This window comes from Saccharopolyspora hordei (assembly GCF_013410345.1).
Classification (GTDB): domain Bacteria; phylum Actinomycetota; class Actinomycetes; order Mycobacteriales; family Pseudonocardiaceae; genus Saccharopolyspora; species Saccharopolyspora hordei.
In genome coordinates, this window is record NZ_JACCFJ010000001.1 from 2,393,328 (window position 1) to 2,417,699 (window position 24,372).

The 24,372-nt window shown below is 72.2% G+C and carries 24 protein-coding genes; 20 read left to right on the plus strand and 4 right to left on the minus strand.

Going from position 1 to position 24,372, the window contains the following annotated elements:
- Positions 1–49: 49 nt before the first annotated feature.
- Positions 50–577, minus strand: coding sequence for a YceI family protein (locus HNR68_RS11195; RefSeq protein ID WP_179720210.1), 528 nt, complete (start codon positions 575–577; stop codon positions 50–52).
- A 258-nt stretch (positions 578–835) separates the two neighbouring features.
- Between HNR68_RS11195 and pgsA the strand changes: the two genes are divergently transcribed.
- Complete coding sequence (gene pgsA, locus HNR68_RS11200; protein ID WP_179720212.1) at positions 836–1,453, plus strand: phosphatidylinositol phosphate synthase; 618 nt, start codon at positions 836–838, stop codon at positions 1,451–1,453.
- A 136-nt stretch (positions 1,454–1,589) separates the two neighbouring features.
- On the opposite strand, the gene pdxS is transcribed toward pgsA, so the two are convergent.
- Positions 1,590–2,501, minus strand: a complete 912-nt coding sequence (pdxS, locus tag HNR68_RS11205; RefSeq protein ID WP_179720214.1) for a pyridoxal 5'-phosphate synthase lyase subunit PdxS — start codon at positions 2,499–2,501, stop codon at positions 1,590–1,592.
- A gap of 199 nt (positions 2,502–2,700) precedes the next feature.
- Here pdxS and HNR68_RS11210 point away from each other — a divergent pair, with 199 nt between their 5' ends.
- The 3 genes from HNR68_RS11210 to HNR68_RS11220 all read left to right on the plus strand — a co-directional run bounded on the left by HNR68_RS11210 (position 2,701) and on the right by HNR68_RS11220 (position 6,853).
- Complete coding sequence (locus HNR68_RS11210; protein ID WP_246330429.1) at positions 2,701–3,273, plus strand: TetR/AcrR family transcriptional regulator; 573 nt, start codon at positions 2,701–2,703, stop codon at positions 3,271–3,273.
- Positions 3,270–4,637: an MFS transporter gene (locus tag HNR68_RS11215; RefSeq protein ID WP_179720216.1), complete on the plus strand. Its 1,368-nt coding sequence runs from the start codon at positions 3,270–3,272 to the stop codon at positions 4,635–4,637. Before HNR68_RS11210 ends, HNR68_RS11215 begins: the two co-directional genes overlap by 4 nt.
- A 101-nt stretch (positions 4,638–4,738) precedes the next feature.
- On the plus strand, positions 4,739–6,853 hold the full coding sequence (locus HNR68_RS11220) for an elongation factor G-like protein EF-G2 (RefSeq protein ID WP_179720218.1): 2,115 nt from the start codon (positions 4,739–4,741) through the stop codon (positions 6,851–6,853).
- A 6-nt stretch (positions 6,854–6,859) separates the two neighbouring features.
- Here the strand turns inward: HNR68_RS11220 and HNR68_RS11225 are convergent, their stop codons facing one another.
- Positions 6,860–7,429, minus strand: a complete 570-nt coding sequence (locus HNR68_RS11225; protein ID WP_179720220.1) for a helix-turn-helix domain-containing protein — start codon at positions 7,427–7,429, stop codon at positions 6,860–6,862.
- Between the two features lie 69 nt (positions 7,430–7,498).
- On the opposite strand from HNR68_RS11225, the gene HNR68_RS11230 reads away from it, so the two are divergent.
- The 15 genes from HNR68_RS11230 to HNR68_RS11300 all read left to right on the plus strand — a co-directional run bounded on the left by HNR68_RS11230 (position 7,499) and on the right by HNR68_RS11300 (position 22,600).
- Complete coding sequence (locus HNR68_RS11230) at positions 7,499–8,200, plus strand: AzlC family ABC transporter permease (RefSeq protein ID WP_179720222.1); 702 nt, start codon at positions 7,499–7,501, stop codon at positions 8,198–8,200.
- Complete coding sequence (locus HNR68_RS11235; protein ID WP_179720224.1) at positions 8,197–8,508, plus strand: AzlD domain-containing protein; 312 nt, start codon at positions 8,197–8,199, stop codon at positions 8,506–8,508. Before HNR68_RS11230 ends, HNR68_RS11235 begins: the two co-directional genes overlap by 4 nt.
- A gap of 142 nt (positions 8,509–8,650) precedes the next feature.
- Positions 8,651–10,081, plus strand: coding sequence for an amino acid permease (locus HNR68_RS11240; RefSeq protein WP_179720226.1), 1,431 nt, complete (start codon positions 8,651–8,653; stop codon positions 10,079–10,081).
- Entirely contained in the window at positions 10,069–10,731 is a 663-nt protein-coding gene (gene pdxT, locus HNR68_RS11245) for a pyridoxal 5'-phosphate synthase glutaminase subunit PdxT (protein WP_343050462.1), read from the plus strand. Before HNR68_RS11240 ends, pdxT begins: the two co-directional genes overlap by 13 nt.
- Before the next feature lie 13 nt (positions 10,732–10,744).
- A complete protein-coding gene (locus HNR68_RS11250) occupies positions 10,745–11,494 on the plus strand; it encodes a YebC/PmpR family DNA-binding transcriptional regulator (RefSeq protein WP_179720230.1) in 750 nt (249 codons plus the stop codon).
- Positions 11,495–11,632: 138 nt separating this feature from the next.
- A complete protein-coding gene (locus HNR68_RS11255; RefSeq protein ID WP_179720232.1) occupies positions 11,633–12,142 on the plus strand; it encodes a DUF4262 domain-containing protein in 510 nt (169 codons plus the stop codon).
- A gap of 110 nt (positions 12,143–12,252) precedes the next feature.
- Positions 12,253–12,837 (plus strand): crossover junction endodeoxyribonuclease RuvC, encoded by a 585-nt coding sequence (ruvC, locus tag HNR68_RS11260; protein ID WP_179720234.1) that lies wholly within the window; start codon positions 12,253–12,255, stop codon positions 12,835–12,837.
- Between the two features lie 105 nt (positions 12,838–12,942).
- On the plus strand, positions 12,943–13,539 hold the full coding sequence (gene ruvA / locus HNR68_RS11265) for a Holliday junction branch migration protein RuvA (RefSeq protein WP_179720236.1): 597 nt from the start codon (positions 12,943–12,945) through the stop codon (positions 13,537–13,539).
- Between the two features lie 59 nt (positions 13,540–13,598).
- Entirely contained in the window at positions 13,599–14,663 is a 1,065-nt protein-coding gene (gene ruvB, locus HNR68_RS11270) for a Holliday junction branch migration DNA helicase RuvB (RefSeq protein WP_179720238.1), read from the plus strand.
- A gap of 380 nt (positions 14,664–15,043) precedes the next feature.
- Entirely contained in the window at positions 15,044–15,421 is a 378-nt protein-coding gene (gene yajC / locus HNR68_RS11275; protein ID WP_179720240.1) for a preprotein translocase subunit YajC, read from the plus strand.
- A gap of 352 nt (positions 15,422–15,773) precedes the next feature.
- A complete protein-coding gene (gene secD, locus HNR68_RS11280) occupies positions 15,774–17,324 on the plus strand; it encodes a protein translocase subunit SecD (RefSeq protein ID WP_179720243.1) in 1,551 nt (516 codons plus the stop codon).
- On the plus strand, positions 17,321–18,496 hold the full coding sequence (gene secF, locus HNR68_RS11285) for a protein translocase subunit SecF (RefSeq protein ID WP_179720245.1): 1,176 nt from the start codon (positions 17,321–17,323) through the stop codon (positions 18,494–18,496). Before secD ends, secF begins: the two co-directional genes overlap by 4 nt.
- Complete coding sequence (locus HNR68_RS11290; protein ID WP_179720247.1) at positions 18,493–19,047, plus strand: adenine phosphoribosyltransferase; 555 nt, start codon at positions 18,493–18,495, stop codon at positions 19,045–19,047. Before secF ends, HNR68_RS11290 begins: the two co-directional genes overlap by 4 nt.
- A 250-nt stretch (positions 19,048–19,297) precedes the next feature.
- Entirely contained in the window at positions 19,298–21,616 is a 2,319-nt protein-coding gene (locus HNR68_RS11295; RefSeq protein ID WP_179720249.1) for a RelA/SpoT family protein, read from the plus strand.
- Between the two features lie 213 nt (positions 21,617–21,829).
- Positions 21,830–22,600: a transposase family protein gene (locus HNR68_RS11300; protein WP_179724909.1), complete on the plus strand. Its 771-nt coding sequence runs from the start codon at positions 21,830–21,832 to the stop codon at positions 22,598–22,600.
- 80 nt (positions 22,601–22,680) lie between these two features.
- Here the strand turns inward: HNR68_RS11300 and HNR68_RS11305 are convergent, their stop codons facing one another.
- On the minus strand, positions 22,681–23,517 hold the full coding sequence (locus tag HNR68_RS11305; protein WP_343050067.1) for a peptidylprolyl isomerase: 837 nt from the start codon (positions 23,515–23,517) through the stop codon (positions 22,681–22,683).
- 171 nt (positions 23,518–23,688) lie between these two features.
- Here HNR68_RS11305 and HNR68_RS11310 point away from each other — a divergent pair, with 171 nt between their 5' ends.
- Entirely contained in the window at positions 23,689–24,372 is a 684-nt protein-coding gene (locus HNR68_RS11310; protein WP_179720251.1) for an MBL fold metallo-hydrolase, read from the plus strand.

Genomic DNA, 24,372 nt, shown 5'->3' on the forward strand with positions numbered 1-24,372 from the left:
GGCGAGGGGCCGGGGACCTGGGGTCCCCGGCCCCTCCGCGTGCGTGGGCTCAGCTGCGGAGCTTGGCCTCGATGTCGAGGCTGATGGTCACCTTCTCGCCGATCATCGCGCCGCCCGGCGCGCCCACGCCGAAGTCGGTGCGGTTGATGACGGTCTTGGCGGACAGGCCCAGCAGGCCGTCCTCGGTGAAGCCGCCCAGCTCGGTCTCCAGCGAGATCGGCTTGGTCACGCCGTGCAGGGTGAACTCGCCGTCGATGATGAAGTCCTCGCCGTCCTGGCGGATCCCGGTGGAGCGGAAGGTCGCGGTCGGGAACTGCTCGACGTCCAGGAAGTCGGCGTTGCGCACGTGGGCGTCCCGGTCGGCGTTGCCGGTGTCGATCGAGGCGGTGTCGATGGTCGCGGTGACCGAGGACTGCAGCGGGTCGGCGGCGGTGACGATCTCGCCCTGGAAGGAGCCGAAGCGGCCGCGGGACTTGCCGACCCCCATGTGCCGCACGGTGAACTGGATGTCGGAGTGGACGGTGTCGATGTCCCAGGTGCCGGTGACGTAGCCCGGGATCTGCTCGGTGGTGGTCATGCTGCCTCCCGTGTTGCTGTGCGGGGTCTGTGTCGCTTGCGGGGTCTGCGTCGACGTCGTGCCGCCGCGCACCGTGCGCGGGGTGCCTCGGACGCAGGCGTTTCCCACCGCCAACACCCTTGAAACTTCAATGATTCCGTGGTGTGTTCGAGATCACCGAGGGGGTCCCGGTGGGCGCCCACCGGTGTTCGTGATCAGCGCGGGCTAGTCTGCTGGCAGGGCACACGACAAGCACAGGGCGGCTGACTCTTCACGCACATGCTGAACATCTTCGCGCGGGACTCGCTGTCCCGACTGACCAACCCGATCGGTGCGGGCCTGGTCCGGCTCGGTCTCTCGCCGAACGCGGTGACGCTGACCGGCACGGTCGCCAGCGCTGCGGCTGCGCTGTGGTTCTTCCCGCGCGGCGAGCTCTTCGTGGGCACCGTGGTGGTCGCGGTGTTCCTGCTCTTCGACGTCCTCGACGGCGCGATGGCCCGCGCGGGCGGCCGGGCCTCGCGGTTCGGCGGGGTGCTCGACGCGAGCTGCGACCGGCTCGTGGACGGCGCGCTGTTCGGCTCGCTGGTGTGGTGGTCGCTGGTGGTGGAGGTGGACCGGTCGCGCGGCCTGGGCCTGCTCATCTGCCTGGTCAGCGCGCAGGTGATCTCCTACGTCAAGGCCCGCGCGGAGGCCAACGGGCTCCGGGCCGACGGCGGCCTGGCCGAGCGCGCGGAGCGCTTCCTGGTGGTGCTCATCGGCACCGGCCTGCACGGCCTCGGCGTCCCGTACGTCCTCGACGTGGCGGTGTGGCTGCTGGTGCTGCTGTGCCTGATCACCATCGCCCAACGCCTGGCCACCGTCCACCGCTCCGCCCGCACCCAACGCGAGATGAGGTGAAGGGCACCGCCCGCCGACCGGGTCGGCGGGCGGTGCCCTTGGCGCTTCACCAGGACGTGTCGTCGGTTGCGGTGGTCTTCGGCGTCCTGCCCGATGTGCGGGGGAGGAGGCGCCCTTCACGCCTCGCTCGGTCGGGTCACCAGCCGCGGTGGGCGTAGCGCTGCTGCTCGGGGAGGTCGTCCACGTTGATGCCGACCATCGCCTCGCCGAGACCGCGGGAAACCTTCGCGATCACGTCCGGGTCGTCGTAGAACGTCGTCGCCTTGACGATCGCCTCGGCGCGCTTGACCGGGTCGCCCGACTTGAAGATGCCGGAGCCGACGAACACGCCCTCCGCGCCCAGCTGCCGCATCATCGCCGCGTCCGCCGGGGTCGCGATGCCGCCCGCGGTGAACAGCACCACCGGGAGCTTGCCGGTCCGCGCGACCTCGCGCACCAGCTGCACCGGCGCGCGCAGCTCCTTCGCCGCGACGTGGAGCTCGTCGTCGTCGAGCACGGACAGCCGGCGGATGTCGGCGCGGATCTGGCGCATGTGCCGCGTCGCCTCGACCACGTTGCCGGTGCCCGCCTCGCCCTTGGAACGGATCATGGCCGCGCCCTCGGAGATCCGGCGCAGCGCCTCGCCGAGGTTGGTCGCGCCGCACACGAACGGCACGGTGAACGCCCACTTGTCGATGTGGTTCGCCTCGTCGGCGGGGGTGAGCACCTCCGACTCGTCGATGTAGTCCACGCCCAGCGACTGCAGCACCTGCGCCTCGACGAAGTGCCCGATCCGGGCCTTGGCCATCACCGGGATGGACACCGCGTTGACGATGCCCTCGATCATGTCCGGGTCGGACATCCGGGCGACCCCGCCCTGCGCGCGGATGTCGGCCGGGACCCGCTCGAGCGCCATCACCGCGACCGCGCCCGCGTCCTCGGCGACCTTGGCCTGCTCGGGCGTGACCACGTCCATGATCACGCCGCCCTTGAGCATCTCCGCCATGCCGCGCTTGACCCCGTCGGTCCCGGTCTGGGAGGTGGGGGCGGTGTCCTTGACGGTCGTCACCTTCGGCCTTCCTCTGGTCGGTGTTCTGCCGGTCTTCACGGTAGGAGCGAACTGGACCACCGACACGGTCCACTGGAGGCCGTTTTCAGTAGTCCACTTCAGGTGGCGTGGAGGCGCCACCTGCGACGGGGCCGAGCGCGGGTGTGAGTTGCGACCCACTCTGGTTAGTGGTTAGTAACCAGTGACTACTCTGGACCCCATGGGCAAGCGGATGCGCGGGGCCGATCGCCGGGCCCAGGTGCTGGAGATCGCGGCGGAGGAGTTCGCCGCCCACGGGCTGCACGGGGCGTCCACCGAGGCGATCGCCCGGGAGGCCGGGATCACGCAGGCGTACGTGTTCCGGATGTTCGGCACCAAGAAGGCGCTGTTCCTCGAACTGGTCCGGGCGTCCTTCGACCGGTTGACCGACGCGATGCGGGCGGCGGCCGGGGACGCGACCGGCCTGGCGGCGCTGTCCGCCATGGGCGCGCAGTACTACGACCTGCTCGCCGACCGCACCGGTCTGCTGCTCCAGCTCCAGGGCTTCGCCGCGTGCGGCGACGAGGAGGTGCGCGCGGCGGTCCGGGAGTGCTTCGCGCGGATGTGGGACACCGTCGCGGAGACCACCGGGCTCGAGCCGGTCACGGTGAAGTCGTTCCTCGCGTTCGGGATGCTGCTCAACGCCGGGGCGGCGCTGGACGTCGAGGACGCCGACGGGGCGTGGGCCGAGGGCGTGCGGACCCGGATCCGCCCGGGCCTGTTCGAGCACATCACGGCCGAGGCGAACCGATGAGCACGCAGGTGCGCGTCGCGCCCCGCCTCGGCCCCGCGCTCGTCACCGTGGCGCTGCTGGGCGCGGTCATCGGCAGCGTCGGCGCCCCGCTCATCACGGCGGTCGCGACCGGGCTGGACGTGCCGCTCGAAGCCGCGCAGTGGACCCTCACGATCACGCTGTTCACCGGTGCCATCGCCGGTCCCGTCCTCGGCAGGCTCGGCAGCGGTCCGCACCGCCGCACCGCGGTCCTGGCCACCCTGGGACTCGTCACGCTCGGCGGCGCGCTGACCGCGCTGCCGCTGCCGTTCGCGGTGCTCGTGGTCGGGCGGGGCCTGCAGGGGCTCGGCGTCGCCGTGGTGGCGCTGCTGATGAGCGTCGCCCGCGCCCACCTGCCGGCGGAACGCGCCGCCTCGACGATCGCCGCCCTGTCTGTCGCGTCCACGGTCGGCATCGGCGTCGGCTACCCGGCGATCAGCCTCGTCGACCAGCTGGCCGGGCTCCGCGCCGCGTACGCGGTCGGGTTCCTGCTCTCCGCCGCGGCGCTCGTCGTCGCCTGGCGCGCGCTGCCCCGCGAGACCCCGGGGCCACGGCCGCGGATCGACGTGGTCGGGGCGCTCCTCCTCGGCGTCGGGATGCTCGGCGTCCTGCTGCTCGTCGCCGAACCCGCGCTGTGGGCCGACGCCCGGGTGGGGGCGGGCGTCCTCGTCGTCTCGCTCGCGGTCCTCGCGGTGTGGGCGGCCGTCGAGCTGCGCACCGCCGCGCCACTGGTGGACCTGCGGTTGCTCGGCCAGGGGCCGGTGGTCCGCGCGAACCTCGCCATGCTCGTCGCGGGAACCGGCATGTACCTGCTGTTCAGCCTCCTCACCCGCTACGTGCAGACCCCGGCGGGCGCGGGGTACGGCTTCGCCCTCCCCGGTGTCGCCGCGGGGGCCGCGCTCATCCCCTTCTCGCTCGCCGGGTTCGTCGCCGGGAAGGTGGTGCCCGGCCTGCTCGCCCGCCTCGCGGAGCGGTGGACCTACGCGCTCTCCGCCGCCGCGGTCGTGGTCGCCGCGGTGGTGTTCGCGGCCGCCACCGGCTCGCTCGTCGTCGTGCTGGTCGCGATGGCGGTCCTCGGCTTCGGCGTGGGCGGTGTCTCCTCGGTGATGCCGAAGCTCGTGCTCGCCGGGGTCCCGCAGGCCGAGACCGCCAGCGTGCTGGCGATCAACCAGATCGTGCGCAGCACCGGATTCAGCGTCGGCAGCGCGCTCGCCGGGTTCCTGCTCGCCCTCGCCACCCCGCCCGGAGCGCTGGTCCCCGCGCCGGGCGGCTACGTCACCGCCGCGCTGTGCTCGGTGCCGCCGCTGGTGATCAGCGCGCTCGTGGTCGCCGTCCGCCGCCGTTGACCCCGGACCGGGTTCGACGCGCGGGGCGGCCTTGCACGGGGTGGAGCTCGGGTGTGTGATCGGAGACACAACCGGTCGCCGGGAGCGTGCGAGGAGTACTCATGGGGAGCAAGCAGAGCGGCACAGCAGGAGGGCCGGTCCTCCCGGCCCCCACCGATCCGGCCAAGATCCGCAACGTCGTGCTGGTCGGGCCCTCGGCGGCAGGCAAGACGACCCTGGTCGAAGCGCTGCTGGCGGCCACCGCGACGATCCCCCGAGCGGGCTCGGTCACCGAGGGCACCACGGTGTGCGACCACGAACCCGCGTCGATCGAGCAGCAGCGGTCCGTCTGCCTGGCCGTGGCGCCGATGCAGCACGGCGACGTCAAGATCAACCTCATCGACACCCCCGGTTACGCCGACTTCGTCGGCGAGCTGCGCGCCGGTCTGCGCGCCGCCGACGCCGCGCTGTTCGTGGTGGCCGCCGCCGAGGGCGTCGACCCGGCGACGCGCGCGATCTGGCAGGAGTGCGCCACCGTCGGCATGCCCCGCGCGGTGGTGGTCTCCCGCCTGGACCAGCCACGTGCCGACTTCGACGACGCGCTGCTGGCCTGCCAGGACGCCTTCGGCGGGGGAGTGCTGCCGCTGTACCTGCCGCACCGCGGCGCGGGCGGCGAGGTGACCGGGCTGGTCGGGCTCGTCACCGAGAGCGTCTACGAGTCCGGTGAGCAGCGGACCGCCGACGACGAGCTGCGGGCGCAGATCGACCAGCCCCGCGGCGAGCTCATCGAGGCGATCATCGCCGAGAGCGAGGACGAGTCCCTGATGGACCGCTACCTCAACGGCGAGCGCATCGACGAGGACACGCTCATCGCCGACCTGGAGGCGGCGGTGGCCAAGGGCGGCCTGCACCCGGTCGTGCCGGTGTGCGCGGCGACCGGCGTCGGCGTCCCCGAGGTGCTCGACGGCATCGTCCGCGGCTTCCCGTCACCGCTGGAGCACGCGCTGCCGGAGTTCACCGATCCGCACGGCCGCAACCCGCGGGTGCTCACCCCCGACCCCGAGGGACCGCTGGCGGCCGAGGTGGTGCACACCTCGGTCGATTCCTACGTGGGGCGGGTGTCGCTGGCGCGGGTGTTCTCCGGGACCATGCGCCCGGAGCGCGCGGTGCACGTCTCCGGGCACGGCATGGCCGAGCGGGGGCACCCCGACCACGACGAGGACGAGCGCGTGGCGCACCTGTACTCGCCGCTGGGTGCGAACCTGCGCGAGGTGCCGCACTGCATCGCCGGTGACCTGTGCGCGCTGACCAAGATCGGGTCGGCGGAGACCGGCGACACGCTCTCGGACCCGTCCGACCCGCTGCTGCTCACGCCGTGGCCGATGCCGGAGCCGCTGATGCCGATCGCGGTCACCGCGCACACCCGCAGCGACGAGGACGCGCTGGCCCGCAACCTCAACCGCCTCATCGCCGCCGACCCCAGCCTGCGGCTGGAGCGCGACAGCGAGACCCACCAGCTGGTGCTGTGGTGCATGGGCGAGGCGCACGCGGACGTGGTCCTGCAGCGGCTGCGCGAGGGCGGCGCGGAGGTCGACACGGTGCCGGTGCGGGTGCCGCTGCGGCAGACCTTCGCCCAGCCGGCCAAGGGCCACGGCAGGCACGTCAAGCAGTCCGGTGGGCACGGCCAGTACGCGGTGTGCGACATCGAGGTGGAGCCGCTGCCGCGCGGGTCGGGCGTGGAGTTCGCCGAGCGCGTGGTCGGCGGGGCGGTCCCGCGCCAGTTCATCCCCAGCGTCGAGAAGGGCGTGCGGGCGCAGGTGGAGAAGGGGATCACCGAGGGAGTCCCGCTGGTGGACCTGCGGATCACGCTGGTCGACGGCAAGGCGCACAGCGTCGACTCCTCGGACGCGGCGTTCCAGGCGGCCGGCGCGCTGGCGCTCAAGGCCGCCGCCGAGCAGGCCGGGCTGATCACCCTGGAACCCGTCGACGAGGTGGCGGTGCACATCCCGGACGAGCACCTCGGCGCGGTGCTGGGTGACCTGTCGAGCCGCCGCGGCAAGGTGGTGGGCACCGAGCCCGAGGACGGTGGCTGGACGGTGGTGCGCGCGCACGTGCCGGCCAGCGAGCTGGTCCGCTACACGGTCAACGTCCGCTCCCTGACCTCGGGCAGCGCGACCTTCACCCGCCACTTCGAGAGCTACGAGCCGGTGCCGGAGCACCTGCTGGCCCGCGGCTGACGACGGTCAGCGGTGCTCCATGACGAGCACCGCGGTGGTGCCGGGGGCGAGGGCCTCGTAGCGGTGCGGGACGTCGCCGGAGAAGGAGACGTAGTCGCCCACCTCGAGCTCCACCGGGCTGTCCTCCGGGCCCACCCGGAGGCGCCCGGCGGTGAGGACCACGTGCTCCACCGAGCCGGGGATGTGGGCGTCGGCGCGGCGGACCCCGCCCGGCTCGAGCTCGAGCACGTAGAGGTCACGGCGGGCGCCCGGTTCGCCGGACGACAGCAGCGCCGCCCCGTAGGTCGACTGCTCGGACCGCACGATCGGCACCTGGCCGGCGCGGACCACCCGGACCTGGGGGGTCGGCGGGTCGACGAGCCGGCTGAACGGCACGCCCAGTGCCACGCCGAGCGCCCACAGGGTCTCCACGCTGGGGTTGCCGGTGCCGGACTCCAGCTGGGAGAGCGTGGACTTGGCGATCCCGGCGCGCTTGGCGAGCTCGGTCAGGGTCAACCCGGCGCGTTCCCGCTCGCGGCGCAGCGACCGCGCGATGGTCTCCAGCGGCGCGGCCGGGGTGTTCTCGGTCTCACTCATGCGTGTTCGCTTCGTCGGTCGTCGTATTCGGTTTGACGAACGCTCCGTCGTGAGTTCATCCTAGCGAACGTGAGTACGGCACAGCGAACACGAGTGGGCTTCTGGCGGGACGCGCTGGTGCGCGACGTCCTCTCGATGGCGCTGGCCATGGCCATCGTGGGCGCCTCGCTCGGCGCCATCGCGGTGAGCGAGGGCGTGCCGCTGTGGATGATCACCTTGATGGGGGCGGTCGTGTTCGCCGGCGGGTCCGAGTTCATGGCCGTCGGCCTGCTCGCCGCGGGCGCGGCCCCGGTCACCGCCGTGCTCAGCGGGCTGCTGCTCAACGCCCGCCACCTGCCGTTCGGCCTGGCGGTCGGCGGGCTGTTCGGCCGCAGCTGGCCGCGCCGCCTGCTCGGCAGCCACCTCATGGTCGACGAGTCCGTCGCGTTCGCCCTGGCGCAGGACACGCCCGAGGAGAAGCGGCGCGCGTACTGGCTGACCGGCACCGCGCTGTACTGCGCCTGGGCGCCGTCGGTGTTCCTCGGCGGGCTGCTGGGGCAGGGCGTCGGGGACCCGGGCGCCTTCGGCCTCGACGCGGCGATGCCGGCCGCGCTGCTCGCGCTGATCGTGCCGTCGCTGCGGGAGTTCCGGACGCTGCGCGCCGTGGTGGTCGGCGTCCTGGTCGCGGTGCTGACCACGCCGGTGCTGCCGGAGGGCCTGCCGGTGGTGGCCGCGCTGGTCGGGCTGGCCGCGGCGCTGCCGCTGCCGAAGGCGCTGGAGGAGGCGCGGTGACGCTCGGAGTCGTCCTCGCCCTGGCCGCCGGCACCTACGCGATGCGCCTGGCGGGACCGCTGCTGCGGGGCAGGCTGCGGATCTCGCCGCGGTGGGAGCAGATGATGTCGATCGCCGCGGTCGTGCTGCTCGGCGCCTTCGTGGCCACCAGCGCGGTGTTCGAGTCCGGCGGGTTCGCCGGGTGGGCCCGCTTCGCCGGGGTGGCGGTCGGCGGGGTGCTGGCCTGGCGGCGCGCGCCCTTCGTGGTCGTCGTGGTGGTGGCGGCGGCCACGACCGCCCTGCTGCGCCTGGTCGAGCCGGCGACGTGAACTCCCGTTAACCCCGGCGTCGACCTCCGGACGCCGGGTCTTAAGGTCTCGCGTGGCTTCCGGCGCCGCTGATCGGCGCCGAGGCGGACGGAACACGCACCGAGCCGGACGATCCCGGCTCCCGCCACGGAGGACCACACCCATGGTCACCACACCCGGCACCCTCGACCGCGGCGTCGAGGAAGGAGAGGGCTACGCCAAGGGGCTGCGCAACCGGCACGTCCAGATGATCGCCATGGGCGGGGCCATCGGCGTCGGCCTGTTCCTCGGCGCCGGCGGCCGGATGCAGCAGGCCGGGCCCGCCCTGGTGCTGTCCTACCTGCTGTGCGGCATCGCGGCGTTCTTCGTGATGCGCGCGCTCGGCGAGCTCGTGCTGCACCGGCCGGTCGCGGGCAGCTTCGTGGAGTACGCCCGCGAGTTCATCGGGCCGTGGGCCGGGTTCGCCGCGGGCTGGCTGTACTTCCTCAACTGGGCGGGCTCCGGCATCGCCGAGATCACCGCGGCCGGCATCTACATCGGCAAGTGGTTCCCGGACTTCCCGCAGTGGGTGACCGCGTTGATCTGCCTGGCCGTGCTGCTGGTGGTCAACCTGCTGTCGGTGAAGCTGTTCGGCGAGCTGGAGTTCTGGTTCGCGGTCATCAAGGTGCTGGCCATCGTGACCTTCCTGTTCGTCGGCCTGGGCCTGGTGGTCACCGGCGCCGAGGTCGGCGGCAGCACCGCCGGTCCGCACCACCTCGTCGACCACGGCGGGTTCACGCCGCACGGGCTGCCCGTGGTGCTCATGAGCATGCAGGGCGTCATGTTCGCCTACGCCTCGATGGAGATGGCCGGCATCGCCGCCGGGGAGACCCGGGACCCGGCCAAGGTCATGCCGCGCGCCATCAACGGCGTGGTGTGGCGGATCGCGGTCTTCTACGTCGGCTCGGTGCTGCTGCTGGCCATGGTGCTGCCGTGGACGTCCTACAGCGGCGAGCAGAGCCCGTTCGTGACCGTCTTCTCCAGCATCGGCATCCCGTGGGCCGGGGACGTCATGAACTTCGTGGTGCTCACCGCCGCGTTGTCCAGCTGCAACTCCGGGCTCTACGCCACCGGCCGGATCCTGCGCTCGCTGGGCCGCCGCGGCGAGGCGCCCTCGTTCACCGAGCGGATGAACGCCCGGCACGCGCCCTACGGCGCGGTGCTGTTCACCGGTGCGGTGTTCCTGGTCGGCGTGCTGCTCAACTACGTCGTGCCCAAGGACGCCTTCGACATCGCCACCTCCATCGCCTCGCTCGGCGTCATCGCGACCTGGGCGGCGCTGCTCGTCGCGCAGGCGCGGCTGCGCGAGCGGGCGCAGCGGGGCGAGCTGACCCGCCCGTCCTACCGGATGCCCGGCTCGCCGTGGACCAACTGGGTCGTCCTGGCGTTCCTGCTGCTCATCGTGCTGCTGGCGGCCTTCTCCGACGAGCTGGCGGTGCGCGCCTCGTTCTACGCGGTGCCGGTCGTCGTGGTCGCCCTGTTCGTCGGGTGGCGCCTGGTCGGCAGGTCCCGGTCTTCGACCGCGCGGCGGCGTGCAGGACAATCGGAGACGTGACGACACCCGTGATCGGCGTCCTGGCCCTGCAGGGCGGCGTGGCCGAACACCTGGCCGCGCTCGAGCGCTGCGGCGCGGACGCCCGCCCGGTGCGCCGCGCCGAGGAGCTCGACGCGGTGCACGGGATCGTGCTGCCCGGCGGGGAGTCCACCACGATGACCCGCCTGCTCGACACCTTCGAGCTGTACGAGCCGCTGCGTGAGCGGCTCGCCGCCGGGCTGCCCGCCTACGGCTCGTGCGCCGGGATGATCATGCTGGCCCGTGAGGTCGTCGACCCCGGCTCGTCCGCGGTCCGCCCGCTCGGGGCGCTGGACGTGGCCGTGCGGCGGAACGCCTTCGGGCGGCAGGTCGACTCCTTCGAGACCGACCTGGACTTCGCCGGGGTGACCGACGGCCCGGTGCGCGCGGTGTTCATCCGGGCACCCTGGGTGGAGTCGGTGGGCCCGGACGTGCAGGTGCTCGCCGCGGTCCCGGAGGTCCCGGACAGCGCTGGGCACGAGGCGGACGCCGGTAGGATCGTCGCGGTTCAGCAGGGCCCGGTGCTCGCCACCGCTTTCCACCCGGAGCTGGTCGGCGGTGACGATCGCGTGCACCGCTATTTCGTACAGATCGTCCGCGCGCAGCAGATGGACGCAGCGCAGGCGCAGTGAAGACGGAGGAGAGATGAGCGGCCACTCGAAGTGGGCCACCACCAAGCACAAGAAGGCCGCCCTCGACGCCAAGCGCGGCAAGCTCTTCGCGAAGCTGATCAAGAACGTGGAAGTTGCCGCCCGCACCGGCGGGGGCGATCCCGACGGCAACCCGACCTTGTACGACGCCATCCAGAAGGCGCGCAAGAACTCCGTGCCGTTGGACAACATCGAGCGCGCGCGCAAGCGCGGGGCCGGTGAGGAGGCCGGCGGCGCCGACTGGCAGACGATCATGTACGAGGGGTACGGCCCCAACGGCGTCGCGGTGCTGGTGGAGTGCCTGACCGACAACCGCAACCGGGCCGCGGGCGAGGTGCGCACCGCGATGACCCGCAACGGCGGCTCGATGGCCGACGCCGGTTCGGTGTCGTACCTGTTCAACCGCAAGGGCGTCGTGCTGCTGCCCAAGAACGGGCTGAGCGAGGACGACGTGCTCTCGGCGGTGCTGGAGGCCGGTGCCGAGGAGATCAACGACCTCGGCGAGAACTACGAGATCCTCACCGACCCGGCCGACCTGGTCGAGGTCCGCAAGGCGCTGCAGAGCGCGGGCATCGAGTACGACTCGGCCGAGACCAACTTCCTGGCCTCGGTGAACGTCCAGCTCGACGCCGAGGCGGCGCGCAAGATCTTCAAGCTGATCGACGCGCTCGAGGACTGCGACGACGTGCAGAACGTCTACGCGAACTTCGACGTCAGCGACGAGGTGATGGCCGAGGTCGGCTGAACCTCCCCACGACCGGCGACCGGCCCCGACCCGCTCGGGGCCGGTCGCCGGTCGCGGCCCGGACACGCCACGGGTCCGGGGCGTCGCGCCTGGTGGTCGCCCCGGCCGCTGGTGGGGGCGGGGAGGTGCGCGGGCACAATGGCGACCGTGGTCGACACGGACGAGCAACTGCGCCGGTGGCTGGTCAACACCGCTGAGAAGCACGGCGCCGCGGTCATGCACGTGCCCGCCGACGAGCACGGCGCGCAGTACGCCTTCTCGGTCGGCGCGTGGCGGCGCTTCGGCAAGCCCGAGGTGGTGGTGGTCGGGCTGCCCGAGGACGTGGCGAACGCGGTGGTGAACACCTACGTGCAGCGGGTCGGGCAGGGCGAGCGGTTCGTGCCCGGCCGACTCTACGACGGGTTCCTCAAGGGCTGCCCGGTGACCTTCGAGAAGGTCGCCCTGCGGCACTACCCCGAGTACCTGGGCAGCGCCTTCCTGGTCTACAACGGGCCGGACTTCCCGGCCGTGCAGCTGATCGCTTCCAGCCCGGAGGACGCGAAGTTCCCGTGGCAGCCGGACGCGCCCGGTGGGTTCCGCGAGCACCAGCCGGTGCTGACCGACAGCGGCCTGCCCGAGAGCTGGACGCCCGGCACCGACGGCCCCTGAACGCCGGTTTCACCCGTCCAGGCGGTCTGCCCGTGTGTCGGTGCGCGCGCCGGGGAGATCGGTCCGATAGGGTCTCGAACGGGTGTTCAGTTCGAGGGGCAGGTGGCGTCGTGCGCGTGCTGGGAGTCGACCCGGGGCTGACCCGCTGCGGGCTCGGCGTGGTCGACGGGGGACGGGGGCGGTCGGTGACGGCCGTGGCCGTCGGCGTCGCGCGCACCCCGCCCGCGGACGAGCTGCCGTCCCGGCTGAGCGCCGTCGCCGACGAGGTCGAGCGCTGGATGGACCTGCACCGCCCCGAGGTGGTGGCCATCGAGCGCGTGTTCAGCCAGCACAACGTGCGCACCGTGATGGGCACCGCGCAGGTCTCCGGCGTGGTGGCGCTGCTGGCCGCGCGGCGCGGCCTGCCGGTCGCCTTCCACACGCCCAGCGAGGTCAAGGCCGCCATCAGCGGGTCCGGCCGGGCGGACAAGAAGCAGGTCACCACCATGGTCACCAAGATCTTGGGGCTGGCCGCCGCGCCCAAGCCCGCGGACGCCGCCGACGCCCTGGCGCTGGCCGTCTGCCACCTGTGGCGCGCGCCGATGGCCAACCGCCTGGCGCAGGCTGAGGCCAGGGCCGCCGAGCTCGCCCGCACGCACCGCGCCCGGCTCGAGGCGGCCGCGAAGACGATCCGGAGAGGCGATGCTCGCCGCTGACCCGGGGTGCGCGACGATGCCGGTGCCCGCCGTGCGGTGGGGGCCGGTCGACGGCTGCGGCGCTCCGGCGACCGACGTCCAGGCACGACCAGGAGGTGTTGACCGGTGATCTCCACGGTGCGCGGTCCGGTGCTGTCCATCGGGCTGGACCACGCCGTGATCGAAGTCGGCGGCGTGGGCATGGCGGTGCACGCCACCCCGGCCACGCTGGCCGGGCTGCGGCGCGGCGAGGAGGCCCGGCTGTGGACCTCGCTGGTCGTCCGCGAGGACTCGCTCACCCTCTACGGCTTCGCCGACCCGGAGGCGCGCGACCTGTTCGTCTTGCTCCAGACCGCGTCCGGGGTGGGCCCGCGGCTCGCGCTCGCCGCGCTCGCGGTCCTCTCGCCCGACCAGCTCTGCCACGCGCTGGCCGACGGCAACCTCACGGTGCTCACCCAGGTGCCCGGCATCGGGAAGAAGAGCGCCGAGCGGTTGATCCTCGAGCTGCGGGACAAGGTCGGCGCGGTGACCGCGAGCGCCGAACCGGCCGCGGCGGTGGACCGCAGCCGGGTGCGCTCGGAGGTGTCCGAGGCGCTGGTGAGCCTGGGCTTCTCGGCCAAGCAGGCCGAGCAGAGCGTCGAGGCGGTGCTGGCCGACGGCGGCGCCGACCTGGACACCTCGGCGGTGCTGCGCAAGGCCCTGGCCACCCTCGGGCCGAAGTGAGGCCGGCGCGCGGCGAGGATCGAGGACGACGACAGCACTGCTAGGGAGACGGGCTGGAGATGTACCAGGACGAGGCCGACTGGTCCGGCGAGGGCGTCTCGTTGACCGCGCACCAGGACCCGGCCGACCGCGACGTCGAGGTGTCGCTGCGGCCGCGCAAGCTCAGCGAGTTCGTCGGCCAGTCACGGGTGCGCGAGCAGCTGGAGCTGGTGCTGCACGGCGCCCTCAAGCGCGGTGACCAGCCGGACCACGTGCTGTTCTCCGGCCCGCCCGGGCTGGGCAAGACCAGCCTGTCGATGATCATCGCCACCGAGCTCGGCTCGTCGATCCGGGTCACCTCCGGCCCGGCCCTGGAACGGCCCGGCGACCTCGCGGCGATGCTGTCCAACCTCAACGAGGGCGACGTGCTGTTCATCGACGAGATCCACCGGATCGCCCGCCCCGCCGAGGAGATGCTCTACCTGGCGATGGAGGACTACCGGGTCGACATCGTCGTGGGCAAGGGGCCGGGCGCCACCAGCATCCCGCTGGAGCTGGCGCCGTTCACGCTGGTCGGGGCCACCACCCGGTCCGGTGCGCTGACCGGGCCGCTGCGCGACCGCTTCGGCTTCACCGCGCACATGGAGTTCTACACGCCGGAGGAGCTGGAGCTGGTGCTGCGCCGCTCGGCCGGGATCCTCGGCGTGGACCTGCGCGACGACGGCGCCGTCGAGATCGCCCGCCGGTCGCGCGGCACACCCCGCATCGCCAACCGGCTGCTGCGCCGGGTCCGCGACTTCGCCGAGGTGCGCGCCGACGGCGCGGTGACCCGGGAGGTCGCGCGGTCCGCGCTGGAGGTCTACGACGTCGACGAGCTCGGCCTGGACCGGCTGGACCGGGCCGTCCTGGGCGCGCTCATCGGCTCCTTCCACGGCGGTCCGGTGGGCATCTCCACGCTGGCCGTGGCGGTCGGCGAGGAGCCGACCACGGTCGAGGAGGTGTGCGAGCCCTACCTGGTGCGCGCCGGGCTGCTGGCCCGCACGCCGCGCGGCCGGGTCGCGACCGCGGCGGCCTGGGAGCACCTCGGGCTGACCCCGCCGCAGCACGCGCCGGGCAGTCCGCAACCAGGTTTGTTCGACGAGTGACCCAACGGTGACCCGGCGCCGCTAGCGTGGTCCGGACCCGTCGCCGGGCACCCGGTGGCGGCCACCCGGCACGGCGCGGGCTCGCAGCCGCGTCCGCGCTGGGGTCGACAACACCAGAACCGCCGAGCTCCGGTGCCGGCGCCGGGGTGCTGCTTGGCCTCTGCCGCGCGGCGTTATCCTCATCACGTCTCGTTCGGTGCCGATCGGATGGGTCGTGCGCGGTGCGGCAGGCGCGGACCCCCGGCGGGCCGTGGCGTCCCTCCCACCCGGTGGGACCCGTCGGCCCGAGTCGACCTGGCACACTGGGGCTTGCACATCCGAACAATTCGGGCGCAGTACTGCGAGGGCTGGGCCCCGAAGCGTCCGCTGAACGGAGCACGATGGACCTCAACTCCCTGATTCTCCCGCTGCTGATCGTCTTGCTGGCGGTGCCGCTGTTCCTGCAGGCGCGCAAGCAGAAGCGCGCGATGGCGGAGCAGCAGAAGCTGCAGAACTCGATCACCCCCGGTGACCGGGTGATGACCACCTCCGGTGTGTTCGGCACCGTCGTGGGCACCAGCGACGACACCGTCGACCTCGAGCTCGCCCCCGGCGTGACCACCACCTGGGTGCGGCTGGCGATCCGCGAGAAGGTCACCACCTCGAGCGAGTCGGCGGCCGACGAGGTCAAGGAGACCCCGGCCAAGGACGACACCCCGGTCGAGACCGAGTCGAAGGCCGAGGTCGCGGAGCCGATCGAGCAGCAGAAGACCAACTGAGGGCAGAGGGGGAGCGCCCGCGCCGGGGTCGGTTCCGGACCCCGTGCGGCGGGCCGTCGCCCACCCGGCAGCGACGCGGGCACCGGACGGCGGTTCCGGGCCCGCGTCCGTGCGTAGTCGCTGATCCACGCACCGTGGCCACCCAGGGCGGGGTCACCCCAGTCGGGCCTGTCAAACTGAACCGTGGTGTTCCGCCGGCTGCGGTGGGCACCTGAACCGCCCGCGGGTTCTCAGACGTTCTCTCGGAGGACGACCGCGTCCCGCCGCGAGAGAGCGGCTGAGGGTCCGTGGGTGCGTGACTGCGCAACACGACCAGTGCACCGCTTCGACACCGGACAGGAGAACGAACGCCGTGGCACCTCCGGCCGGGCAGATCCGCCCAGGGCGTTACCTCGCGATCTTCGCGTTGATCGTGGCTGCTCTGTACGCGCTGGTGTTCTTCACCGGCGACGGCAAGCCGTACCCCAAGCTCGGGATCGACCTCCAGGGCGGCACCCGCGTGACGCTGACCGCGCGCACCCTGGACGGCCAGCCGCCCACCACCGAGTCGCTCAACCAGGCGCGGCAGATCATCGAGACCCGCGTCAACGGCATGGGGGTCAGCGGCTCCGAGGTCACCCGGGACGGCAACAACCTGGTCATCACGGTGCCCGGTGAGGGCAGCGAGGAGGCCAAGCAGCTGGGGCAGACCGCGGAGCTGAACTTCCGCAAGGTGGTCAACATGGTGCCGGCGCAGGCACCGCCGGCGGGCACCGCGCCGCAGGCCGCGACCCAGCAGCCCGGCGACCAGGAGCGCGAGATCGAGGAAGCCAAGCGCACCCGGCAGAGCACCGACCCGGCCGTGCAGATGCAGGCGCTGCAAGCGCTGGACTGCGCGGCCGACGACCCGCTGCGCGGCAACGACGACCCGAAGCTGCCGCTGGTCGCCTGCGACCGCGAGGGCCAGTACAAGTACGTCCTGGAGCCGGTGTTCCTGGAGGGCCGCGAGATCTCCAACGCCCAGGCGGTGCCGCCGAGCCCGCAGGACCCGGGCTGGAAGGTGTCGCTGGATTTCAAGAGCGAGGGCGCCAAGGTCTGGGCCGACTTCACCTCCGCCAACGTCGGCCAGCAGGCCGCGTTCGTGCTGGACAGCGAGGTCGTCTCGGCGCCGACCATCCAGCGGGCGCTGCTCGGCGGCAACGCGCAGATCACCGGCCAGTTCAACCAGCAGTCGGCCACCGACCTGGCCGACATCCTCAAGTACGGCTCGCTGCCGCTGGCCTTCGACCAGTCCGAGGCCGAGACGGTCTCCGCGACGCTCGGCGTGGCCTCCCTGGAGGCGGGCCTGCTCGCCGGTGGCATCGGCCTGCTGCTGGTGGCGGTGTACTGCCTGCTCTACTACCGGCTGCTGGGCATCCTGACGATCCTGTCGCTGGCGCTGTCCGGCGTCGTGGTCTACGGCGTGCTGGTGTTGCTCGGCCGCTGGATCGGGTTCACCCTCGACCTGGCCGGCGTCGCCGGTTTCATCATCGCCATCGGCATCACCGCCGACTCGTTCATCGTGTTCTTCGAACGCCTCAAGGACGAGATCCGCGAGGGCCGCACGTTCCGGTCGGCCGTGCCGCGCGCCTGGACGCGGGCGCGGCGCACGATCCTGTCCGCCGACACCGTCAGCTTCCTGGCCGCCGCGGTGCTCTACGTGCTGGCCGTCGGCCAGGTGAAGGGCTTCGCGTTCACCCTGGGCATGTCGACGGTGCTGGACCTGGTGGTGGTCTTCCTCGTCACCCACCCGCTGGTCGCGCTGGCGTCGAAGAACAAGTTCCTGTCCAAGCCGTCGGTCTCCGGCCTCGGTGCGGTGCAACGCCTCGGTAACCAGAACCGGGCCGCCCGCAAGGCCGCCGTGACCACCGCCAAGGAGGCGTGAAGGTGACGACTCCAGGTACCGAAGGCGCCCGCCACGAGAGCGTCTTCCACCGCCTCTACGTCGGGACCGGGGCGTTCGACATCGTCGGCAAGCGCGCCCGGTGGTACGTCGCGCTGGGGCTGCTGGTGCTGGTGTGCCTCGGCTCGATCGGCTTCAAGGGCTTCAACCTCGGCATCGACTTCGAGGGCGGCACCAAGCTGCAGATGCCTGCGGTCGGCGCGCAGGGCCCGATCGAGACCGACGAGGTCCAGGAGGCGTTCCGGGAGGCGGTCGGGCACCCGGCCGAGACGGTGCAGGTCGTCGGGTCAGGCGACAGCCAGTCCATCCAGATCCGCACCGAGACGCTGACCCCGGACCAGGTGGCCGCGGTCAAGCAGGAGCTGTTCACCCAGCTGCAGCCGCTGGACGCCCAGGGCCAGCCGAACCAGCAGGTGATCAGCGACAGCGCGGTCAGCGGCACCTGGGGCGGTGAGATCACCCAGCAGGCGCTGATCGCGCTCGGCGTGTTCCTGGTGCTGGTCACCGTCTTCCTGGCGTTCTACTTCGAGAAGTGGATGGCGGTGGCGGCGCTCATCGCGCTGCTGCACGACGTCGTGGTCACCGCGGGCCTGTACTCGCTGATCGGCTTCGAGGTCACGCCCAGCACCGTGATCGGCCTGCTGACCATCCTCGGCTTCTCGCTCTACGACACCGTGGTGGTCTTCGACAAGGTCAAGGAGAACACCCGCGGCCTGCTCGGGCTGACCCGCCGCACCTACCCGGAGGCGGCGAACCTGGCGGTCAACCAGACGCTGATGCGCTCCATCAACACCTCGGTCATCGCGCTGCTGCCGGTGGCCGGGCTGCTCGTGGTCGGCGCCGGGCTGCTCGGCGTCGGCATGCTGCGCGACCTGGCGCTGGTGCAGGCGATCGGCATGCTCGCCGGCGTCGTCTCGTCGGTGCTGCTGGCCACGCCGCTGCTGGTGGACCTCAAGATGCGCGAGCCGAAGTACCGCGAGCACGCCGCCAAGGTGCAGCAGCGCCGCGAGCGCGCCCAGGCCAAGGCCGCGGGCGAGGACGTCCCGGAGGAGGCGCCGACGAAGCAGGCGGTCACCGCCGGTGCGGGCTCGGCGCGGCGGCCGAGCCGCCCGTCGGGCAAGGCCGGTCGCCCGTCCGGGAAGCGGCGTCGATGACGGAGCAGACGACGATCCAGGTCAGCGACGTCTCCGACCCGGACCTGCGGCGTGCGGCCCAGCTCGTCCGCGAGGTGCCGGACTTCCCGGAGCCGGGCGTGCTGTTCCGCGACATCAGCCCGGTGCTCGCCGACGGCGCGGGGCTGCGCGCCGTGGTCTCGGCACTGGGCCGGGACTGCGAGTTCGACGTGGTCGCCGGGGTCGAGGCGCGCGGGTTCCTGGTGGGCGCCGCGGTCGCGCAGGCCCACGGCACCGGCGTGGTCGCGCTCCGCAAGCCCGGCAAGCTGCCGGTGGTCGCCGACCGCGTGGACTACGCGCTGGAGTACGGCCGGGCGACGCTGGAGCTGCCCGCGGACACGCTGCGGGCGGGGCAGCGCGTGCTCATCGTCGACGACGTGCTCGCCACCGGCGGCACCCTGGGCGCCGCCTGCCGGCTGGTGCGGCAGGCCGGTGCGGAGGTCGCGGCCGCGGCGGTCGTGCTGGAACTCACCGCGCTGGGTGGCCGGGACAAGGTCTTGGGCGAGGAAGTCCGCGCGCTCCTCCGAGCGTGAACCGGGCCCCCGGGGCGGGTGGGGCTCTCGTGACTCCGGGGGAAGCAGACACGCCGATACCGCCGGAAATCGCGATGTCCCACCCGACACGGTGATCAGCCGGGGTGAAGTCGCGTCGTCGATCGGCTGCACCAGGTGACCGCTGGCCGTATCACGCCCGCACCAGGGAAGGGCTGTAGCCCTGATGGCGTTATTCTCAGTGTCCGGGTCCCCGGACCTGGGAACGCAACACCTATCCCGGGAGCGTGCGGTGAGCCACCACGTCGATTCTCCTGCGTCGGCAGCCGACCCGGTTGCCGAGCCGCGACCGGCGTCGGCGACCCGTCGCGTTCGCGCCAGGCTGGCCAGGAAGATCACGGCGCAGCGGGCCGCCCAGGTCAAGCAGGTCCTGGAACCGCTGGCCGCGGTGCACCGCGAGCTGCACCCGCAAGCGGACCTGCAGCTGCTGCAGCGGGCCTACGACGTCGCCGAGGCCAAGCACCGGACGCAGAAGCGCAAGTCCGGCGACCCCTACATCACCCACCCGCTGGCGGTCGCCACCATCCTCGCCGAGCTGGGCATGGACACCACCACGCTGGTGGCGGGCCTGCTGCACGACACCGTCGAGGACACCGACTACTCGCTGGAGAAGCTGGCCGACGAGTTCGGTGACGAGGTCGCGCACCTGGTCGACGGCGTCACCAAGCTGGACAAGGTCAAGCTGGGTGCGGCTGCCGAGGCCGAGACCATCCGCAAGATGATCATCGCCATGGCCCGCGACCCGCGGGTGCTGGTGATCAAGCTGGCCGACCGGCTGCACAACATGCGCACCATGCGCTTCCTGCCGCCGGAGAAGCAGGCCCGCAAGGCGCGCGAGACCCTCGAGGTGCTGGCGCCGCTGGCGCACCGGCTGGGCATGGCCACGATCAAGTGGGAGCTGGAGGACCTGGCCTTCGCCATCCTGCAGCCGAAGAAGTACGACGAGATCGTGCGCCTGGTCGCCAACCGGGCGCCGTCGCGCGACACCTACCTGCGCACCGTCATCGACGAGCTGTCCCGGCAGCTCGACGCCGCCCGGCTGGCCGCGAAGGTCGAGGGCCGTCCCAAGCACTACTACTCGATCCACCAGAAGATGATCGTGCGGGGGCGCGACTTCGACGACATCCACGACCTGGTGGGCGTGCGGATCCTGGTCGACGAGGTGCGCGACTGCTACGCGGCGATGGGCGTCGTGCACGCGCTGTGGCAGCCGATGCCGGGCCGCTTCAAGGACTACATCGCCCAGCCGCGGTTCGGCGTGTACCAGTCGCTGCACACCACGGTCATCGGCCCCGAGGGCAAGCCGCTGGAGGTGCAGATCCGCACCCACGAGATGCACCGCACCGCCGAGTACGGCATCGCGGCGCACTGGCGGTACAAGGAGACCAAGGGCCGCAACGGCCGGGGCGGGCAGGCCGCCGTCGAGGTCGACGAGATGGCCTGGATGCGGCAGCTGCTGGACTGGCAGCGCGAGGCCGCCGACCCGGGCGAGTTCCTGGAGTCGCTGCGCTACGACCTGGCGACCCGGGAGATCTTCGTCTTCACCCCGAAGGGCGACGTGATCACGCTGCCGTCGGGGTCCACGCCGGTGGACTTCGCCTACGCGGTGCACACCGAGGTCGGCCACCGCTGCATCGGCGCCCGCGTCAACGGCCGGCTGGTCGCCCTCGAGCGCAAGCTGGAGAACGGCGAGGTCGTCGAGATCTTCACCTCCAAGGCGGAGGGGTCGGGCCCGAGCCGGGACTGGCTGTCGTTCGTCGCCTCGCCGCGGGCCAAGGCCAAAATCAAGCAGTGGTTCGCCAAGGAGCGCCGCGAGGAGGCGATCGAGTCCGGCAAGGAGCTGATCGCCAAGGAGATCCGCCGCCTGGGCCTGCCGGTGCAGCGCCTGGTGTCGGCGGAGACCCTCGGCGCGGTCGCCCGCGAGCTGCACTACGTCGACGTCACCGCGCTGTACGCGGCGGTGGGGGAGAAGCAGCTGTCCGCGCAGCACCTGGTGCAGCGGCTGGTGCAGTTCATCGGTGGACCGGAGCAGGCCGCGGACGAGATCGCGGAGCGGTCGACGCCGTCGACGCTGCGCGGCCGGCGCCGCAGCAGCGGCGACTCGGGCGTGGTCGTCAAGGGCGCCGGGGACGTGTGGGCGAAGCTGGCCCGCTGCTGCACGCCGGTGCCGGGCGACGAGATCCTGGGCTTCGTGACCCGCGGCGGGTGGGTCAGCGTGCACCGCACGGACTGCACCAACGCCGACGACCTGCGCCGGACGCCGGAGCGGCTGGTCGACGTCTACTGGGCGCCGTCGGCGTCGTCGGTGTTCCTGGTGGCCATCCAGGTGGAGGCCCTGGACCGGCACCGCCTGCTGTCCGACGTCACCAAGGTGCTGGCCGACGAGCGGGTCAACATCCTGTCGGCCTCGGTGACGACCTCGAAGGACCGGGTGGCGGTCAGCCGCTTCTCGTTCGAGATGGGCGACCCGAAGCACCTGGGCCACGTCCTCAAGGCGGTCCGCAACATCGAGGGCGTCTACGACGTCTACCGCGTCACCTCCGCCACGTGACCACCGCGGGTCTCGGCCCGCGTGGCGTTGCAGTTGGCGGAACCTCAGCCCCGCCTGGACTCAGCTCCGTGACCAGGGGGACGCGGTTCCAATGAGGTTTTTTCAACTTGGTGTCTGGTTGGGTGGGTGTGGCGTGTCGGTGCGGGGAAAGTGGTGAAGCTCCTGGTAGCTGGGTTGTCGACCAAGATCAAACCAGCGCGCCAGGAGCTTCGGGTGTTGTTGTATCCGTCGACGATCGATCTGTCCACTACCACGCTGCGGTATGTCGCCGACCTGCTGCGGGCGCACCGCAGGGCTGTGGGGTCGCGGTGGCGCAAGCTGGCTGCCCATGAGCAGGCACGACTGGTGCTGGCGTTTCTGCGGCATGGCGACACCTACGCGCGGCTGGCCGCCGGGTTCGGCATCGGGGTGGCCACCGTCTACCGCTACATCCACGAAACCACCCGGCTGCTGGCCGGGCGTGCCCCCTCGCTGCAGGCGGCGTTGTGGCGGCTGGCCTGGACGCACAACAACTTCGCCATCCTCGACGGCACCGAGATCCGCATCAACCGTGTGGCGGCCAACCGCCCGTTCTACTCCGGCAAACACCGCCATCACGCCATCAACCTGCAAGGACTCACCGACCCCTACGGCAGGTTGATCTGGATCTCACCGGGCCTGCCCGCCGGGGCGGTCAACGACACCAGCGCCGCCCGCGCCCACCGCATCCCCGAGCTGGCCGAGAAAGCCGGGATCTGGCTGCTGGCCGACCGCGGCTACCACAAACTCGCGCCCGGCGTGATCACCCCCTACAAGAGCTGGCACGGGCCCCTGACCACGCCCTACACCGACGCCAACACCGCCCACGCCCGCATCCGCTGCCACGGCGAACGCGGCTTCGCCACCCTCAAGAACTGGCACGTCCTCGACCGCGTCCGCTGCAGCCCCCACCACGTCACCACCCTCGCCCAAGCCATCCTCACCCTCGAACACCAAACACGATGAAAAAACCTCATTGAAACGGCGTCCCGGGACACGCGAAAGGGGCGCCGCCGGGTGACGGCGCCCCTGCGCTCGGGACCGGGTCAGGCCTGGACTTCGACCTTCTCGAAGATGACCGGCTTGTTCGGCTTGCCACCGCCCGGGGACGGCTCGTACGAGCCGTCGTCACCGGCGCGGGCGACGTCGTCGATGACCTGCAGGCCCTCCTCGGAGATCGTGCCGAACACGGTGTAGTCCGGCGACAGCGGCGCCTCGCCGAAGACCATGAAGAACTGGCTGCCGTTGGTGTTCGGGCCGGCGTTGGCCATCGCCAGGTACCCGCGCCCGTACTGCAGCTCGGGGAAGGTCTCGTCGTCGAAGGCGTAGCCCGGGCCGCCGCTGCCCGAGCCGGACGGGTCGCCGCACTGCAGCATCTGCAGGCCGGAGGTGCCGATCCGGTGGCAGGACGTCCCGTCGTAGAAGCCCTGCTCGGCGAGGGTGACGAAGCTGTTCACGGTGCACGGGGCCAGCGACCGGTCGAGGGTCAGCGGGATGTCGCCCTGGTTGGTCTTCAGGGTCGCCTGCACGGTGCCCTGGGACGACACCTCGCCGTTGGCCGGCGGCTGCACCGGCTTGCTGGGCTGCTTGCCGTCGGGGCGGTACTCGCAGGAGACCGGGTCCGGCAGCGGCGTCGGCCGCTTCGGCGGCGGCGCGAGCTCCGTGGGGATCTGGATGTCCGGCTGCGCCTGCGGCGTCTCCGACTGGGCGGTGTCCTCGCCGGTGCGGGTGAAGTAGAAGACGCCCGCCACGACTGCGATGACCACCACGATCGTCGCGCCGATGGTGATCGTCCGGCGTCGCTTGGCCTGCGCTTCCCGGCGCTCCAGTTGCCGTTCGAGCTTCCGCTTGGCCGCCTGGCGCCGTTGCTCGTTGCTGGGCACCTGCTCCCTCCCCGGTTTCCGAGAACCTGATGTTGTTCGGCGAGTTTATGGGGTGCCCCGGCGGTGCTTCCTGAGAGCCCGCACGCCACGCAGGAGCTGCGCGGGCGGGACGATAACCTGGGGTCAGTCGACCCGGCCACCGGGTGCCGCCGTGAAGAAAGGTCGCTCCTCGTGCTCGTCCTCGGATTTCCGGTAGGGCCGCTGCAGGCGAACTGCTACGTGCTCGCGCGCGGGGAGGGCGAACCCTGCGTCGTGGTGGACCCCGGCCAGGACGCCGTGGAGCCGCTGCGCGCCCAGCTGCGCGAGCACCGGCTGACCCCGGCCGCGGTGCTGCTCACCCACGGGCACTTCGACCACGTCTTCTGCGCCGGTGACGTCTGCGCCGAGCACGGCGTCCCGGCCCACGTCCACCCGGCCGACCGGTACATGCTCACCGACCCCGCTGCCGGGCTCGGCCCGGCCGGGCGGGAGCTGTTCGGCGACGGCGTGGTGTTCCCGGCGCCCGCCGAGGTGCGCGAGATCGCCGACGGCGAGGTGCTGGACCTGGCAGGCATGCGGTTCGAGGTCACCCACACGCCGGGCCATACCGGCGGGTCGGTGCTGTTCGGCGTCGAGGCCGAGGAGGGGGGACGGCTGCTGCTGTCCGGCGACACCCTCTTCGCGGGCGCCATCGGGCGCACCGACCTGCCCGGCGGCGACCACGGCCGGATGCTCGAGTCGCTGAGCACCAAGGTGCTGCCGCTGGACGACGACGTCGTCGTGCTGCCGGGCCACGGACCGACCACCACCATCGGGCGCGAACGCGCGGGCAACCCGTTCCTGCAGGGCCTGCCCGCCTCCGACGCCCTCTCCTGA